This window comes from Paenibacillus catalpae, from assembly GCF_900112695.1.
GTDB classification, from domain to species: Bacteria; Bacillota; Bacilli; order Paenibacillales; family Paenibacillaceae; genus Pristimantibacillus; species Pristimantibacillus catalpae.
This window is the reverse complement of the sequence record NZ_FOMT01000001.1, coordinates 107,009-122,300: the sequence shown is the minus strand read 5'-3', so window position 1 is coordinate 122,300 and position 15,292 is coordinate 107,009. Positions and strand designations below refer to the sequence as shown.

10 protein-coding genes are annotated in these 15,292 nt (G+C 46.6%); 2 read left to right on the top strand and 8 right to left on the bottom strand.

Going from position 1 to position 15,292, the window contains the following annotated elements:
* Positions 1-107: 107 nt before the first annotated feature.
* From BM200_RS00415 to BM200_RS00390, 6 genes are all read right to left on the bottom strand, one after another.
* Complete coding sequence (locus BM200_RS00415; protein WP_425434530.1) at positions 108-1,616, bottom strand: ABC transporter substrate-binding protein; 1,509 nt, start codon at positions 1,614-1,616, stop codon at positions 108-110.
* Positions 1,617-1,887: 271 nt separating this feature from the next.
* On the bottom strand, positions 1,888-2,784 hold the full coding sequence (locus tag BM200_RS00410; protein ID WP_091180064.1) for a carbohydrate ABC transporter permease: 897 nt from the start codon (positions 2,782-2,784) through the stop codon (positions 1,888-1,890).
* Positions 2,785-2,798: 14 nt separating this feature from the next.
* Positions 2,799-3,755, bottom strand: coding sequence for an ABC transporter permease (locus BM200_RS00405; protein WP_091180061.1), 957 nt, complete (start codon positions 3,753-3,755; stop codon positions 2,799-2,801).
* 84 nt (positions 3,756-3,839) lie between these two features.
* On the bottom strand, positions 3,840-5,390 hold the full coding sequence (locus BM200_RS00400) for a response regulator transcription factor (RefSeq protein ID WP_091180058.1): 1,551 nt from the start codon (positions 5,388-5,390) through the stop codon (positions 3,840-3,842).
* The gene (locus BM200_RS00395) at positions 5,387-7,168 is read right to left on the bottom strand and encodes a cache domain-containing sensor histidine kinase (RefSeq protein WP_091180057.1); all 1,782 of its coding nucleotides are present in this window, start codon (positions 7,166-7,168) and stop codon (positions 5,387-5,389) included. Before BM200_RS00395 ends, BM200_RS00400 begins: the two co-directional genes overlap by 4 nt.
* A 106-nt stretch (positions 7,169-7,274) precedes the next feature.
* A complete protein-coding gene (locus BM200_RS00390) occupies positions 7,275-9,452 on the bottom strand; it encodes an alpha-galactosidase (RefSeq protein WP_091180054.1) in 2,178 nt (725 codons plus the stop codon).
* 192 nt (positions 9,453-9,644) lie between these two features.
* Between BM200_RS00390 and BM200_RS00385 the strand changes: the two genes are divergently transcribed.
* On the top strand, positions 9,645-10,472 hold the full coding sequence (locus tag BM200_RS00385; RefSeq protein ID WP_091180052.1) for an AraC family transcriptional regulator: 828 nt from the start codon (positions 9,645-9,647) through the stop codon (positions 10,470-10,472).
* A 118-nt stretch (positions 10,473-10,590) separates the two neighbouring features.
* On the opposite strand, the gene BM200_RS00380 is transcribed toward BM200_RS00385, so the two are convergent.
* A complete protein-coding gene (locus tag BM200_RS00380) occupies positions 10,591-12,576 on the bottom strand; it encodes a beta-galactosidase (protein ID WP_091180049.1) in 1,986 nt (661 codons plus the stop codon).
* Between the two features lie 116 nt (positions 12,577-12,692).
* On the opposite strand from BM200_RS00380, the gene BM200_RS00375 reads away from it, so the two are divergent.
* The gene (locus tag BM200_RS00375) at positions 12,693-13,535 is read left to right on the top strand and encodes an AraC family transcriptional regulator (protein WP_091180047.1); all 843 of its coding nucleotides are present in this window, start codon (positions 12,693-12,695) and stop codon (positions 13,533-13,535) included.
* Positions 13,536-13,700: 165 nt separating this feature from the next.
* On the opposite strand, the gene BM200_RS00370 is transcribed toward BM200_RS00375, so the two are convergent.
* The gene (locus BM200_RS00370) at positions 13,701-15,179 is read right to left on the bottom strand and encodes an Lsa family ABC-F type ribosomal protection protein (RefSeq protein ID WP_091180044.1); all 1,479 of its coding nucleotides are present in this window, start codon (positions 15,177-15,179) and stop codon (positions 13,701-13,703) included.
* Positions 15,180-15,292: the final 113 nt, after the last annotated feature.

Below are 15,292 nucleotides of genomic sequence, written 5' to 3'. Positions count from 1 at the left end.
ATAAGTTCGGCATTAAAATAAATCAGAACGGATTACAGTGCATAAAAAAAGGGCCGTTCCCCCTCCGCCGGGATGGAGAACGGCCATAACTTCTCATTCAAAATAAATTACTTGGAAGACCACAGCTTGATCCGGTTTTGGATGTGCTTGGTATAAGACTCTTCCATTTCTTTAACGCCTGCCTTCTCGAGCTCCGCCATATAGGCATCCCAAATCTTGTCGAAGTCTTCCGGCTTGGACATGACCGCTTCCGGAATACGCTTCCACGTAATATCCTTCATCTTGGCCCCCAGGATAATAGCCGGGTCGTCATTTGGAAGGGACATCGTGTATGCCGCTCCGTATGCTCTCGGTTGGAATTCTTCTTCTTTCGGGAATAAGTCTTTCCAATGCTCAGCATTATAGGCCTTCAGGGCTTCCTTTTCCGGCTCGCTATAATTGGCTGTCAGCAACTCCGGGTAATTGCGGGTAAAATAATTTCCGGTTGAATCCTTGATGCCATCGCCGTAATGTACCATCAGGTTCCAGTAAAGTCCAATACCCGATTTCTTTTGGAAAGCAGCGCCGTCTTTGTTCATCTGTTCCTGCACTTCCGGTATAATTGTGCGTTTTCCGTTTTCTAAGGTATAATGCTCTCCTTCAATTCCCCAGTTACTAAGGATTTGTCCCTCTTCCGATGCTAGAAAATCGAGAAACTTAATAGCTCGTACAGGATCCTTGGTTTTGCTGGAGATCGAGATCCCATACCCTCCATCAAAGCCGGCTGGCCAGAAGCTTGTATCCTTGTATTCCTTGCTCATCGTAACCGGATAATGACCGTAGGTTTGATCGAATTTGCCCGCTGTCTTCAAAGCGTTTTGTCCGTCGCCATAGTCCCATTCCGGATCGGCTAGGCCAAGAACCCGGCCCGAGGCTACTTTCGCCTTGAACTGATCCGTCTTCTGCACGAAGCTTTCCGGATCGAGCAAGCCGATGTCGTTCATGTGATTCAGCCAACGGAAGTATTTTTTTTCCTCCGGACGGCGGAAATGATAAGTCGCTTGGTACGTTTTCTGATCGATGTAGTATTCGCCGTCATCCGGTCCACCGGTCGTCTGGAACCCCGAGTTGGTTACCTGGTACATATGCCAATCATCGGCGTTCAGAGAGAAACCGATATTTTTGTTGCCGTTTTCATCTGTCGGATGCTTGGTAATATAATCTTGAATCACTTTCTCGAAATCTTTTACCGTACGAATTTCCGGATAACCTGCTTCCTTGACGACGCGATGCTGGAGTTCAAATCCTCCATCGGCTTTGAATTTCTTCTCCTCAACGGAAGACCAGGTTGGTATAGCGTAGATGGCTTGATCGTCCAGGCTGTATTTTGTTCGAACCAGTTTATCGCCTAACATCTTTTTGATGTTTGGTGCATACTTGTCGATCAATTCCGTCAGGTCTAGAATAGCTCCAGCCTCGACAAGTTTGCCAACATCCGCCTTTGCAGCGATCAAATCAGGATAATCTCCCGTTGCTGCGATCAGAGAAATCTTCTGTACCGGATCACCAACGGCAAATTCGGCATCCAATTTTACGCCGGTCTTTTCCGTAATAATCTTGCCGACTTCATCCTGCATGTTATTCCAGTTCGTGCTGGAGTCTTCCGAAAAATAAGTAAGCGTGACGGGTTCCTTCCCAGACGCAGAATTTCCTTCTGCTTGGGTTCCTTCTGCCGCGGACGATCCATCATTTCCACTGCTGCACCCAGCAAGCGTTGCCATTAAGGACAGCGCCAAAATGGATGATACGACCATCTTTTTCTTTTTTGCTTCCATGAAACGAAGCCTCCCCTTATGAATAAAAATGTAATTTGTATGATACAGGCAATGCCTGGACACACCGATGGAATTAACTTTTTACGGCACCTAATGTCATTCCCTTAACGAAATACCTTTGCAGAAAAGGATAAACAACAAGAATTGGAACCGTAACGATAATCGTAATGGCCATTTTTACGGATTCCGGCGAAACTTGCGACAAGCGCTGGGCCATATTGGCAGCATCTTGTGAATTGGTCGCGCTTGTGGTCGTGCTTTGCAAAATTTTCATTAATTCATATTGAAGGGTTGTTAACGACTCGTTGGAACCGTTAAATAGATAAGTATCGAACCAAGAATTCCATTGCCCAACTGCCAGGAAGAGCGCTACGGTTGCTAACGCCGGTTTGCAGAGAGGAAGAATAACTCGCCAATAAATGGTGAAGTCGTTGGCGCCGTCTAACTTAGCCGATTCTTGGAGAGCAAAAGGCAGCCCGTCAATGAAAGACCTTATGACAAAGACATTAAACGCACTTACGAGACCCGGCAAAATGTAGACAGCAAACGTATTAATTAAATGCAGATCTTTAATCAGGATAAAACCCGGTATCAAGCCACCTGAAACATACATCGTAATTGCAAGAAAGGCGGATATGAATCTCCTTGCTTTAAAATCACCTCGCGATAGCGTAAAAGCCAGCATTGAGCCGCTGATCAAGCCAGCTACGGTTCCAATGACAGTCCGCAGAACGGAAATTTTGAATCCTGTGATTAGACCTCCAAAGGTGAATATCAATTCATAATTTCGCAGCGTGAATTCCCTCGGCCAAATCGTGATCCCCCCTCTGATGGTATCTACCGAATCGTTAAAGGAGATAGCCAGCACGTTTAAGAAGGGATAGATTGTTAGAACGGTTACCGAAGCCATGAAAACATAAACAAATACTTCTAATAGTAAATCCTGCGCAGACTTTGCCTTAAGCCCCATGCCATCCTTCCTCCTTACATAATGCTCTCGCTCGTAAAACGCTTAAATATTCCGTTAGCAACAAACAACAGGATCAGGCTGATCACGGAGTTGAAGATATTAATCGCTGTTCCGAAGGAATAGCGTCCCATCCCCAAGCCATAATTAAGCGCATACAAATCAAGCACTTCAGAGTAATCGATGACCAGATGATTCCCGAGCAGAAATTGTTTCTCGAATCCAGTGCCAAGCAGGTGACCAATGGACATAATCAACAGGACGATAATTGTCGGTCGGATACCCGGCAGCGTAATATGCCACATCTGCTGAATCCGGCTTGCGCCGTCCACTCGTGCAGCTTCATACAGCTCGGGACCGATCCCGGCGATGGCAGCAAGATAAATAATGGCGCTCCATCCCGTTTCCTTCCATATATCCGCACTCGTTACAATTCCCCAAAATAAATTCCCTTTTGCCATAAATTGAATGGGCTCTTCGATAATGTGCAAGCCCATGAGCAGGTCGTTCACGACGCCGCCGTCTGTCGAAAGCATTTTCGTGACAATGCCCGCAGCCACTACCCATGAAACAAAATGCGGCAGATAGGAGACGGTTTGAACGAAGCGCTTCATAAACTGAACACGGACCTCATTGAGCAGCAGGGCGAAAACGACCGGTACAATAAATCCGGCGATCATGCCCATCAGGCTCATAGCCAGCGTGTTCCTTAGCACTTGGTAGAAATGCTCGTCCCCGAACAAGACGCGGAAATGCTCCAGCCCTACCCATTTCTGTTCAAAAAAGCCGACTCCCGGCCGATATTTCTGGAAGGCCATTGTCCATCCCCATAGAGGCAGATATTGAAAGACAAAAACCCAGAGTACGAATGGAATAGACATGTAGTATAGATACTGCTGATTTTTAAAGACCTTCCAAGCAATCTTTGGCGACTTTTTGAATGCGTTTTCTGCATTAAGCGTATGTGTTTTCATCGCTTCTCCCCTCTCTGTACTCCATCTTAAATCAGAGTGGGGACGAGGCCCATACAACGGATTTCGGAGAAAATCATCCACAAATTATAGATTCTTATAATCCGAAGGGGAGCGGCCTTCATACTTTTTGAATTTGCCGTGAAAGTAGTTGACGTTCGCATAACCAACGCGTTCAGCCACTTCGTAGACCTTCATGCCCTGGCTTAGAAACTCTTTAGCTTTTTGAATGCGGACCTTGTCCAGATAAGTGTTAAAATACTCCCCCGTCTTGTTCTTGAACAGCTGTCCCAAATAAGCGGTACTGTAGTTCAACAGACCGGCTAATGTATCCAGCCTCAGATTGTCAGCATAATGCCTATTCATAAAGTCGATCATTTTCTTAAATTCCTGCTCCTTGCCCCCATGTTCCGTATCCTCCGCAAACGCAAGCAGGAAACGGTTTATATTCTCCACAAGATCATGAATATTTTCATGCTGGAATATCCCGTTCAAGAAACGGGATAACGCCTCCGTTTCTTTTGATTCCATACGGGTTCCGGCAGTCAGCTTATGGACTACCGCATTGGACAGAAAAAAGAACGATTCCTTGACCGTTTTCTCCCCTTGCCCCTGCATGAGAAATAGGCTTGCGGCTTCATTCAACAAGGGAAGAATCATGGTCTGGTTGCCTATATCCAAACTGTAATAAAGTTTGAAAATCAATTCCTCCAATCGTTCTGCGTTATCTGCGGTCATCCCCAATGACTCCGGTAATGGGAGAAGAGCGGGAGAGTTCGGTCCAAGAAGCCGGTCCTTCTCGCTGAAAAAGGCTTGCTTCAAAGCTTCCCGGGCTTTTAAATAAGAGCTGCATATTTCTTCGGGTACAGACACTCCCCCTCCCGATGCAGCGACGAACCGAAGACCGCCCGATGCGTTTCTGATCTCGTTATATAAATCCTCGCGCCGTTGTTTCCCGCGGATAGGCTCATGAAGAAGAATGACCGTATAAGGAGGAAGGATAGTTACAACCCCTTTATTCCGCCCCTCAATAATCGGCTTAAGCCCAGCCGAAAGCTGATTTAGCGCAGTAAATTGCTCCTCATCGGAAATACGCGGGGAGACGACGACGACTTCATACCCGCTCCACAGCAGACCCGCTTCCTTTGTCTTGTTTATCCGCTTATCAGGATCTTCGATGTTTTCATGAGAGAGCAGCAAGCTATGCAGGTGTGCTTCTCTGTTTACCCCCCCTGTCTGACTTAGCTCCGCCTGATGGCGCTCTTTTTCAATCTGCTCGCGTACCCGCTGTAAACTTGCCGACATTTCGCGGATGTCCACCGGTTTAACCAGATAGCCGGCAACACCGTATTTGATAGCTTGTTTTGCATACTCGAAATCGGCATATCCGCTGAGAATAATAAAATGCAAATGACGGCCGGCGGCTGTCAGGTGCTGAATCATTTGCAGCCCATCCATAATGGGCATTCGGATATCGACAATGACGACATCGGGATTTACCTCCTCGATAACGCTTAATGCCTCTTTGCCATTCGTTGCAGCAGCCATAACCGTAAAGCCGAGGCTTTCCCATGGGATCAATGTTTGAAGGCCATTCCTGAGCTTCGGTTCATCGTCTACGATAACGACCTTTATCATTTAAGTTCACCTCCGGGAATAAAAAACGTGATACAAGCGCCGTTCCCGGGTTCGCTCTCAATACTTAAGGCACTGGATGGCCCGTACAGCAAGACGAGCCGATCGTTTACATTACGCAGTCCGATTCGTTGTCCCTCCTGATCATGCACGGATGCAGTCAGCTCCTCCCGTACTTTAACCAGCCGATCAGCCGTGAAGCCCGCTCCGTTGTCAATTACCTTAACTTGTACTCCCCCTGGAATTCTCTTCACTTCTAGGTCAATGACAGCTCCTTCTGCATCGTAATCCAAACCATGAACAATAGCATTTTCTATCAAAGGCTGAATAATCAACGGCGGTACCGGCATATCCTCCAGTTCCGGGTCAATGGTCAAGCGGTAATTCAAACGGTCCTCATACCGGAACTTCTGAATATCAAGATAACAACGCACCCGCTCAAGTTCTTCTCGCAGCGAAATTCTGCGGTTATCAGCCTCGAGACTGCTGCGCAGCAGCTTGCTCAGCATCCATACGGCCTCGGCAATATCATCCTGCTTGCGAATATGGGCTTCCATCCGGATCGACTCCAGAGAATTGAACAGAAAATGCGGATTAATCTGGCTCGCAAGCATCTTGAACCTGATCTCGTTTTGTCTTTGCTCAATAAGGTTTTTCTGATCGACTGTTTCTTTGACCTCCTGAATCAATTGCTTGACGTTTCTGACGAGCGCATTAAATTGCTTGGACAGCAGCCCAACTTCGTCTTTTCCGTCAATATGAATAAACGTCTCCAAAGAACCCGATCCCGCTTTCGATATATGCTTGCTTAACCGTAATAGCCTTCTGGACAATAGCGAAGCGGAAGCATAAATAAGCAAGACCGCAAAGAGCAGGCTGGCCGTCATCACGACTACACCTAAGCGAATCACTTGATTGGCATCACGGGTGATTTCGGAGACAGAAAAAATGGAAATGATACGAAGTCCATTCCAACTGTTTTCCGGGTTCAGATTTGCGATTACTACTTTGGACGCTTTACCGTTAACCAACGTTTTGTAACTTCCTTCCTGACTGGAAAGTATAGTCTCATCGGCATGGATCTCAGAAAGATTTTTCCCGAACAAATCAGCCTTATTGGACGCGACGATCCGATTCCGGTTGTCCACGATCAGGGTTGGGAAAGATTCTTGATCGAGAATTGAACTTAACTGCTGCTTGTCTACATTAATGACCAGAACTCCTTTTGGCTCCAGCGTGTCCAATGAAAATGCGCGAATCAGACTGAGATACTCGGCGCCTTTTCGTTCATCGGTGATTAAATTCCAGCCGGCGAGTCCTTTCTCCGAAATGGCTTCCTGGTACCAAAATTGATTGGCTATCGTCTCATCCGGCTGGATAAATTCCCAATTGTTAAGCGCTCCTGGATTCGCGACATAAACACGGATGCCGGATATTTCTTTGTACAGCTGAAGATAGTCGCGAATATCCGTATATTCCTGATATGTCTTAATGACTTCGACGTAACTGTCATACTTTTGGCCGGCCACCTTTTTCATCCGGTTATCATTGGTTAGCCGATACGAGATGTCGAGCGGTACTCTAATCAGCTCTTCCGTACGCTTCTGGACGCGCTCAACATTGGCGGATACTTGCATAGAGGTGTCTTTAATGACGATTTCCTTAAGCTTCCCTGTCAGAAATATGCCGCATAGCAATAAGGGAAGAACGGCTACCGAAATGAACGTAATTGCCAGCTTCTTCTTCATTTTCATGTCATTCATTACTCGGATAAAAAACATGTTGTACCCTCCTAAGCGCTTTCATTTATCCGTTGCGCGCAAAATGCCCCTTTTCAATAAAAAAGGGGCATTAATCAATTGCATAGTTCTCTTAATGGAGCTAGCCTTACCCTTCCTTAACTGCTTTAAGTCTGAACCATCCGCTTTCATAGTCTTTCTGCCGATAAGCAAGATGCAGTCCCAACTGCATGAGCCTGTCTCCCCCATAGCTAGACTTTTCTCCACGGTCACCTGACCACACTTCGTATTCAAGTTCCGGATTCAGCCCATCAAGCCGCAAGGTTCTTCGCATGGCGTTCGGCACGGCCATCACTTGGAAATAGTATACGACGGCTTCCTCTTTGTCTTCGGATACAAACATCCAAGCCGATTCGTTCCCTTCAAACGGACTCTTCAGGCGATACAAGTCGCCCTTTTGAACTAATCCGCGAATTTGCTTGTAGGATATGACTTGGTTTTTGACCATCTCTTTTTCTTCATCGCTGAATTTGGTTAGATCAAGCTCATATCCGAAGTTTCCGGACATGGCGACGTTCCCTCGAAAATCAAGTGGCGTTATCCGTCCGACTTGATGATTAGGAACGGCTGATACATGCGCTCCAATTGCGCTTACTGGGTAAACAAGGCTGGTACCGAATTGTATTTTCAACCGTTCTACAGCATCCGTATTATCGCTTGTCCAAGTTTGGGGCATGTAGTAGAGCATTCCGGGATCGAAGCGGCCTCCTCCGCTTGAGCAGCTCTCAAACAGAATATTCGGATATGCCGCGGTGATTCGTTCCAACAGCTCGTACAATCCCAGCACATAGCGATGGGCCGTCTCCGATTGACGTTCAGGCGGCAGCACTGCGGAACCGATTTCCGTCAGGGCGCGGTTCATGTCCCATTTCACATAAGAGACAGGCACGCTGGAGAAGATTGCTGAAAGGGAGTCGTAAATGTAATCTCGAACTTCCTTGCGAGTATAATCCAGCACAAGCTGCCATCTTGCTTCGCTGCGCCTGCGCCCAGGAACATGAAGACACCAGTCCGGATGCTTTCTGTAAAGTTCGCTGTCAGGCGAGATCATTTCCGGCTCGAACCAAAGCCCAAATTGAAGACCCAGCTTATTAATGCGTTTTGCCACATCCGCAAGTCCTTCCGGCAGCTTACGGCGATCCTCATACCAGTCTCCAAGAGATGAATTATCGGAATCCCGCTTGCCGAACCAGCCGTCATCCAAAACGAACAGCTCTATGCCTAGCTTTGCTCCCTCATCTGCTATTGCTACCAACTTATCGGCATTAAAATTAAAATAAGTCGCCTCCCAGTTGTTGACTAGAACCGGCCGTTCTTCATCCCGGTATTTCCCTCGGCATAGCCTTGTCCGGTATAAACGATGATAAGTACGCGACATCTCTCCCAATCCTTGCTTGGAGTAAACCATAACGGCTTCCGGCGTTTGGAAACTCTCATATGGATTTAGCAGCCATGAAAAATCAAAGGAGTTTATTCCCATGCTCATTCGCGTAGAACCGAATGAATCCACTTCCGCTACCGCTTCAAATCCGCCGCTGTATATCAGGCTGAAGCCGTAAGCTTCACCATGGTGCTCCGTCGTTTCCGGAGTGACTAACGCGGAAAAGGGGTTCAATTGGTGGCTGCTCATGCCTCTCTTGCTGTCGATTCGGGTCTCACCTTGATGAAGCGCTCTGCGGGTCATATTGCCTTCCCGAGCCCAGGCTCCGGAAAGATAGATGATGTCCAAGTCTCCTTTGCCACCGAAATCTACACTTGCGCTTAGAGCACGGAGAAGCCGAAGCTTCTTGCCCCCTTCATTGCTCAACCGAGCAGAACGGACGATGACATTCCGACCGGCAAAGACCGTATAGATAAGGACGACTTTTAGACCCGAATAGTCATCCTTCAGCTCCAGCTCCAATGTCTCTGCTTCGGCTTCATTCTCTGCATAAACAGCAGGAAGTCCAGCTAATAAAGGCTTCCCCTTAATTAGCTTGTACCCCGCGTACTTTAATTCCGTAATTCGAGTTCCATCCTCAAGCTCTACTTGATAAGCCGGGTTGCGAAAGTCTCCGCTCCCGTATTGAGGATATTCTTGGAATAAGCGATCCAATCCGGCCGTCTCGGGAGTGTGAATGAATAAATTCGCCATGGGTTCCCGGTGCTTCAGCTTGTCTCCCCAATATACGTGAATCGGATAACCGTCCACCATTTGAATAAGATAACTCATGCCGGCAGACTGCAGGTGAAACAACCCCGTATTTTCTTGAACAATGATGCCCATAAATTCTTCTCCTCTCGCTATCCAATCAAAGTAATTTCCACAAAATAGATATGTCTTTAAGCTTGGTTTAGATAAATAAACGACTCGTCAACTATACAGGAATAATATATCAATACGTAATAATTAGTACATAGCATGATGCTCACTAATTATGTTATAATACTAGATATTTTAGATTAAGGGAGTTTTAACGTGATTGAGTATTTGCCACGAAGCAAGCAGCATACTGAATTGTATTTAACTCAATTTGGCGTCGAGGAATGTATACCGAGTCATTTTTTTGGGCCGGCTATAAGAAGTCACTTTCTGCTCCATTATATTTTGGGCGGAGAAGGGATTTTCGAAGTTGACGGAAAAAGATACCGGCTTCAGAAAGGTCAGGGCTTTCTAATCTATCCCGATGTCATTACATATTATCAAGCCGATTCCGTGAACCCTTGGTCCTATTGCTGGTTTGGTTTTGAAGGGACGCTGGCGGAGTTGCTCCTCAAGCAAGCAGGATTAACCAGGGAATCCCCAATCCTCACCTATGATAAAGACGATAAAATCTATAACTATCTGAAGTTAATGGCCGAAACCAATGGAAATGGAAATCATAAAGCGAGAGAAACAAGAATGACAGGGTTGCTTTACTTGTTGTTGTCGGTGCTTGCGGAATACGGCCCGGTAACGCCAACGGAGCAAAGGGAAAGCCGCGCGGAAATATACGTTGAAAAGGTGAAGGAATTCGTCGAAACCAACTTTGCTCAGAAAATTACCATTGAGGACATTGCACGCATTGTCGGACTCAATCGAAGCTATCTTTGTTCGTTATTCAAACAACAAATGAATACTAGCATCCAGGAATACTTAATTCGTATGAGGATTCATAAAGCATGCGAAATGATGCAGAACGTTGAGCTGTCGATAGGTGATATCTCCCGCTCCGTCGGCTACAATGACCCTTTGCTCTTCTCCAAAATGTTTAAAAGGGTAAAGGGAACTTCCCCTAAGCATTACCGGACGGAAAACGTAGAATGAAAATGTTTTCATTTTAACATGCATCCATCGACACTTCTGTTTAACAACGATGAAGGGCTGTCCCTCAAGGTATTCAGCCCTGTGAGACAGCCCTTCGCCAAGATAAAAGCCGCTGATCTTATAAAGTTAGAATATCTACTCCCAGAGCTGGCAGCGTCGTCTTCTGCTCCAATCTCTCGCTCGTCAACAAGCTGCGATAGGGAACGTCAAGAGTAACCTCTCGTTGCTCATTCGTCAAATTGATCAGGAACAGGAAGCTCTCCTCACCCTTCGTTCGAATCGACAGCTCGACACCTTCCGGCAGCTGGAGCTTGGGCGCCAAATCCTTTTCCTTCAATATGCCTTCGAATAGCTGATAGAAATACGATGGCTCCGGCCAAGTGCCGACGTAATACACTTCACCTTCACCAAGCTTATTGACAGTAACCGCCGGCACACCCTCGTAAAAGTCGTTATCATACCAAGCAATCGGTTCTGCTCCTCGCAGTTCCAACAGATCGCACCATTGCTTCGCAGCGAATGTCTGGCCCTCCCCGTTCCGAATCCGATGCTCGCTGTTGCCGATTGCATCATATTCACTAACGACAACACCCGCCGCTTCCGCCAGCAGCCCCGGCAGAGGCAGCATCTCACATACATTCCTCATGTTCTTTGCGCCTGTCCGATTGGTGAGGACGACCGTGCCGCCACCGGCCGCGAATCGCTCAAGCCGCTGTGCTACTTCTTCACTTAACAAAAAGAGGGAAGGGACAATGACCAGCTTATAGCCATCGAGCTCCTCCGTCCAGTTGATAACGTCCGTACCGACGCCCATTTTCAGAAATGCATTGTGCATAGAGGACAAGTTGTCCATATAGTGCATCCCTCCCTCCGCTTGCGCCTGAAGGGTAAGCGCCGTATGCTGATCATGCGAATGCAGAATCGCAACTTGGGTAACGATTGTCGAGCCGGCCAGCAGTTCCCCTAGCCTGTTCACCTCGCGAGTAAGCTCCGCGAACTCCCTGAACCTGCGGCCAGGAACATTGCTATGGTCGATAAGCCCATGCCAGAACTGTTCAGCTCCGACGGCAGCACTCCGCCAGCGGAAATGGACGACCATATCGGCGCCGCGGGCGATTGTCTGCCAGGAACGAGCTCGGATCAGTCCAGGATATGGGGTGCGCTGAATCGGCATCCAGGCGCCTTGCGCTCCGCTCAGCTGCTCCATTACCCAGAAATTGCGGCGCTTGATGCCGCGAACCAAGTCCAGTGACAGTGCTCCGTTCCTCGGAAACCGATCACCATAATCGCGATACAGCTCATTTGGATAATAATCGACAGAGGCGAAGTCCAGCTCTTTGTAGAGATCATAATAGTCCAGGCTATTCGGGTATTGCCACATGTTATGCGTCACGAATTGGCCTGGACAGTTGCTGCGTAGAATTTCAAGCTGCCATCCCAGCAGATAACCTACGCTGTCCGAGCAGAACCGCTTGTACTCCAGAAGATAGGAAGGATTCATCGGCTTGCTGGTACCAAGCGGCGTCGTTACCTCCGCCCAGCTGCTGTACTCCCCGCTCCAGACAACCGTGCCCCACTCCCGGTTCAACTCTTCCAGACTGGAATAACGCTTCTGCAGCCAAGCGACAAATGCACGATTGCACGTATCGCAATGGCATTCCTGGTAATGCATCTCGTTATCGATTTGCCAGCCGATGACGGCGGGATGCTTCGCATAACGCTGAGACATCGCTTCCATAAATTTGGAGCCCAGCATTCTCAAGGAGTAGCTGTTGTTGCAACGATGTCCACGCACGCCCGGCCGGATTATTTGACGTTGTTCATCCATTGGCAGCACATCCGGATAACGGGTTGTCATCCAGTTCGGCGGGGTATTGGTAGGTGTGCATAACACGATCTCCATGCCCCGCGCAGCGAATACTTCTATAGCCTCATCCAACCATTCAAACCGATAATCACCCTCGGTCGGTTCCATTCGGCTCCAGGCGAACTCCGCCATCCGTACAACAGCAACACCCGTCTCTTGCATAAGCGCTGCATCCTTCTCCCATAGCTCGGGAGTCCATTGCTCTGGATAATAATCAATTCCGATCCTGATCGTCATCCTGTAATCTCCTTTACTCATCAATATATTGCGATTATATGCTATATTAATTGGAGTGAATATCTTAAATAATTAATACGATATAACAATATTAAGATATCAGGAGAGTTGGCCGCATGCCTCATCCCAAACGCGTTTTCCCGGTACTTTCCGCCCGAGACAAGCTGCTCCCTTTTTATTTGCTTGGCATTGGTCTGCATCATGAACAGGAGCATATACGCCGAGACCTAGGCATTCAGGATTATCAGTGGATTCAATGCCGCAGTGGCGAGGGCAAGCTCAAGCTAGGCGAAACGGAGCATATCGTCAAACAAGGCATGGGCATGCTGCTGTTCCCCGGCCAGAAGCACGAATACTATGCTTTATCGAAAAGCTGGGAAGTCGACTGGATCATCTTCGATGGCAGCGGATCAGCGAGCTTGTTTGAAACAGTCGGCATTGTAGACACATGCGTATTTGCGCTCGCATCGCCCGAATACCTTCTCTCCCGAATGCGGGAGCTGCTGCAAGCTGCCCATACGCCGCAAGAGCAAACGTTAAACAATTACGCCTGCTCCGCTATCCTCTATACCTTATTGACCGAGATTATTCAACGCGTCTCTGTCGAGGGCAGCGATACCGTCGGACAGCAGTATGAGCGGTTAAAGCCGGTCCTGGATTATATTGACCAGCATTATGCCGAAGAGATTACTTTGCAGACGCTCGCCGAACTGATGTGCGTCACACCGGAATACTTCTGCCATTTGTTCAAGAAGACGACAGGCATTCGTCCCATCAGCTATGTCAATCAGGTAAGGATCAACAAGAGCAAGGAACTGCTGATCGACAATGTGCAGCACGGGATGCAGGATATTGCTCATCAAGTCGGCTTCGAATCTGCCAGCTATTATGGAGCAATCTTCAAGAAGCTGGAACGGCTTACCCCCGGCGCCTTCCGCCGCAGCTATCAGAAGTCGTAACCTATGTGCTGTCCAATTGCGTTCGGGGAGTAAACGTGTATCTAGTTAACCTGAAAGCAATATCAATGGACATAAAAATCGCGTTATCCCAATGGGATAACGCGATTTTTCAGGATGTACGAACTTCTTGACCAAGCAACTCAATATGAAACTCTCCATACGTAACTATAAGAGTACCGTTTTTGTTGCAACTTCCTCTTGAAACGTCTGGTCATGCTCAACCAAAACCATTGTTGGATTAAAGCTTTTAATAAGCTCTTCAATTTGCATTCGTGAATAAACATCTATAAAGTTTAGCGGCTCATCCCAAATATATAAATGAGCTTTTTCACATAAACTTTTAGCTATTAGCAATTTTTTCTTTTGTCCACCAGAATAGTGGGATATATCTTTTTCAAACTGGATACGGTCAAAATCCATCTTTCGTAGAATGGATTTAAATATCGGTTCATCAATCTGATTCTCTTCAATAAAGTCAGATAATTTCCCCTTTAAATGAGAGGTATCCTGCTGTACATAAGAAACGACAAGGCCGGAACTAACGTTCAAAGTACCTGTGTGCTGGAGCGGCTTCCCTAGAATTAGTTTTAGAATACTACTTTTTCCGCTGCCATTCCTTCCATCAAGCACTACTCGGTCTCCCGTTTCAACCTTAAAACTTATTGGCTTATTCACTAATTCACCATCATACCTAACAGACACGTCCGTTAACTGAATTAGTTCTTTGCATTTGCATTCTAAAGGCTCTAATTGTAAAGACTCCGTTTTTTCCACGTTTTTTAACAGCAATGACTTTTCTTCAATAGCTTTATTTTGCCTTGATTCCAGGTTCTTTGCGCGTTTCATCATTTTTGCAGCTTTATGTCCTACAAACCCCTTGTCCAATTTAGAACCAGAGTTTGTTGTACCATTTTTGGAAGCTTCCACTTGATTAGACCAATTAGATGAACGTTTTGAAGATTGTTGCAGTCTTCCAATGTCTTTCTGTAAACGCTCATTCGTTTTTTCCTCATGCTCCTGCTGTCTATCAAAATTCAGCTTCCAAGAAGAATAATTACCGCTTTGAACCTCTATATTGGCTCTGTTTATGGATAAGATATGATCAACGCAGCCATCCAAAAAGTTTCTATCGTGTGAAATTAATATGAAACCTTTTTTCCTTTTCAAATAGTTAGAAACCATCTTTCGTGCATGGATGTCCAAATGATTAGTCGGCTCGTCAATTAATAAAAATTGCCCTTCGTTCAAGAAAAGCGCAGCCAGCAAAACCTTCGTTTGTTCCCCATTCGATAACGTTTCGAAAGGTCTGTACATCACTTCAGCATCAACATCTAAATAAGATATCTCCCGAAGAAACTCCCAATCCTCTGCTTGTGGACATATTTCTTCCAATATTTCATAGGTGAGTCTGCTTTTATCCGTGACCGGATATGGAAAATAATTGAATTCTACCGAAGAGACAATATTACCGCTGTATTCGTATTTCCCTAATAGCAGATTGAGAAAAGTCGTCTTGCCTCGACCGTTGCGGCCAATAAAACCAAGCTTCCAATCCGTATCTATTTGAAAGCTGACATTTTCAAAAATAGGATCAAAGCTGCTGGGATATGAAAATGTCAGGTTTTGTACATGAATCATTGACATCGTAAGTCCTCCTTTTTATAAACGCATTACTTCTTTATAAAAAGTCGGCACATATCCATCTATTCTCTTTTACTCCGTATAAGTTGAATGGATACTAACCGACTTATACGGAG